We start from the raw sequence: 2,570 nt of genomic DNA, 5'->3' as shown, positions 1-2,570 counted from the left end.
GCTGCCGGGGCAGCCGCTGCCCGGCCAGCCGTGGCAGCAGCAGCCGCAGGCCCCGCAGCCCAGCGCGTTCCAGCAGGCCGCCGCCCCGCAGCAGACCGCGCACGGCGCGCCGCTGGGCTACACCGCCGCCGTCGAGCTGTCCTCGGACCGGCTGCTGCGCAGCCAGCCCAAGCAGCAGCGCCAGCAGCCGCGCTTCCAGTTCGGCGGCAAGGCCGCGGCGGCCGAGAAGGCCCGCAAGCTGGAGATCATCCGCACCCCGGTGCTGAGCTGCTACCGGATCGCCGTGATCAGCCTCAAGGGCGGCGTCGGCAAGACCACGACCACCACCGCGCTCGGCGCGACCCTGGCCAGCGAGCGCCAGGACAAGGTGATCGCGATCGACGCCAACCCGGACGCCGGCACCCTGGGCCGCCGGGTGAAGCGCCAGACCGGCGCGACCATCCGCGACCTGGTGACGGCCATCCCGCACCTGCGCAGCTACATGGACATCCGTCAGTTCACCTCGCAGGACCTGAACTCGGGCCTGGAGATCCTGGCGAACGACGTCGACCCGGCGGTCTCGACCACCTTCAACGACTCGGACTACCGCCAGGTGATCGACGTGCTGGGCCGCCAGTACCCGATCATCCTGACCGACTCCGGCACCGGCCTGCTGTACAGCGCGATGCGCGGGGTGCTGGACCTGGCCGACCAGCTGATCATCGTCTCCACCCCCAGCGTGGACGGCGCCTCCAGCGCCTCGACCACCCTGGACTGGCTCTCCGCGCACGGCTACGCGGACCTGGTCCAGCGCAGCATCACGGTGGTCTCCGGGGTGCGCGAGACCAGCAAGATGATCAAGGTCGAGGACATCGTCGCGCACTTCCAGACCCGCTGCCGCGGCGTGATCGTGGTGCCGTTCGACGAGAGCCTCGCGGCCGGCGCCGAGGTCAACCTCGACATGATGCGGCCCAAGGTCCGGGAGGCCTACTTCGAGCTGGCCACCCTGGTCGGCGAGGACATCATCCGGGCCCACCAGGCCGCCGCCGCCCAGCAGGCCGGCTGGCAGCAGCAGGCCCAGGCCGGCTACCCGCAGCCGGGCGGCCCCCAGCCGTACGCCGACCCGCAGCAGCAGCCCCAGCCGTACCCGCAGCAGGCCGGCCAGCCCGCCCCCGGGGCGCCGTGGGCCCCGCAGCCCGGCCAGGCCCCGCCGCCCCCGCCCGGGTACGGCTACCCGCAGCAGCCCGCCCCCGGGGCGCCCTGGCCGCAGCAGCCGGGGCCGGGCTACGGCTACCCGCCGCCCCCGCCCCAGCAGTGACAGCGACGGAAGGGGCCCACCGACACCAGGTCGGTGGGCCCCTTCCGTCGTTCTGCGACGCCTCGGACGCCGTCGCTCGGATGCCGTCGCTCAGATGCCGTCGGTCAGCTCGCGGGCCCGCTTGACGTCGTCGGCCATCCGGTCCAGCAGCGCGTCGATGGAGTCGAACTTCTCCATCCCGCGCAGGTAGGCCAGGAAGTCCACGGCCACGTGCAGCCCGTACAGGTCCAGGCCGACCCGGTCGATGGCGTACGCCTCCACGGTGCGGGTGGTGCCGTCGAAGGTCGGGTTGGTGCCGACCGAGATCGCCGCCGGCATCCGCTCGCCGTCGGCGGTCAGCCAGCCCGCGTACACGCCGTCCGCCGGGATCGCGCTGTGCGGCACGGTGTCGACGTTGGCGGTCGGGTAGCCCAGGTCGCGGCCGCGCTGCGCGCCGCGCACCACCACGCCCTCCACCCGATGCGGACGGCCCAGCACCTCGTTGGCGCCGGCCATGTCCCCGGTCTCCACCAGCCGGCGGGTCAGGCTGGAGGAGAACGGCTCGCCGTCCCCGGCCGTGCCGCACACCTGGAGGTCGACCACCTCGACCTCGAAGTCGTCCGTCCGGCCCAGCTCGCCGAGCAGCTCGACGTTCCCGGCCGCCCGGTGCCCGAAGCGGAAGTTGGGGCCCTCGATGACGACCCGCGCGTGCAGCGCGTCCACCAGTACCTGCCGGACGAAGGTCTCCGGGGACTCCTGGGAGAACTCGGTGGTGAACGGCAGCACCAGCACCGCGTCCACGCCCAGCTCCGCGATCAGCTCGGCACGGCGCGGGTGCGGCGCGAGCAGCGGCGGGTGGCTGCCCGGGCGGATGACCTCGCGCGGGTGCGGGTCGAAGGTCACCACGACCGCCGGGACGCCCAGTTCGCGGGCCCGCTCGACCGCCCGCCCGATGATCAGCTGATGTCCTCGGTGCACCCCGTCGAACGAGCCGATGGTGACGACGCTGCGTCCCCAGTCCCCGGGGATCTCCTCCAGGCCACGCCAGCGCTGCACCTGACCGCTCCTTGTTCCGTACGGCGCGTACCCTCTGTACGCTCAAACGCTCAAAACCCGAACCCCTATAGCGTGCCATGCGCCTGCCCCGGCTCAGGCACCGGAATACGGGTTGAGCCCGCCGAGGGCCCCGCGGCCCGCCCGGAGACGGCCCGCTCGGCCTCCGCGGCGGCGTACTGCGGGTCCCGTCCGGCCGCCGCCAGGGCCCGCATCCGGGCCAGCCGGGGGCCGTCCGGGG

General features: G+C 73.8%; 2 protein-coding genes. One reads left to right on the top strand and one right to left on the bottom strand.

From position 1 onward, the window contains the following. On the top strand, window positions 1–1,297 hold a 1,297-nt coding region (locus AE652_RS39360; protein WP_049660369.1), incomplete at its 5' end, for a MinD/ParA family protein. A 90-nt stretch (window positions 1,298–1,387) separates the two neighbouring features. On the opposite strand, the gene AE652_RS39355 is transcribed toward AE652_RS39360, so the two are convergent. After that, a complete protein-coding gene (locus AE652_RS39355; RefSeq protein WP_049660368.1) occupies window positions 1,388–2,332 on the bottom strand; it encodes a bifunctional riboflavin kinase/FAD synthetase in 945 nt (314 codons plus the stop codon). Window positions 2,333–2,570: the final 238 nt, after the last annotated feature.

Source organism: Kitasatospora sp. MY 5-36, assembly GCF_001182915.1.
Classification (GTDB): Bacteria; Actinomycetota; Actinomycetes; order Streptomycetales; family Streptomycetaceae; genus Kitasatospora.
Note: the sequence above shows the minus strand (reverse complement) of the source record. Positions and strands in the feature narration are given on the sequence as shown.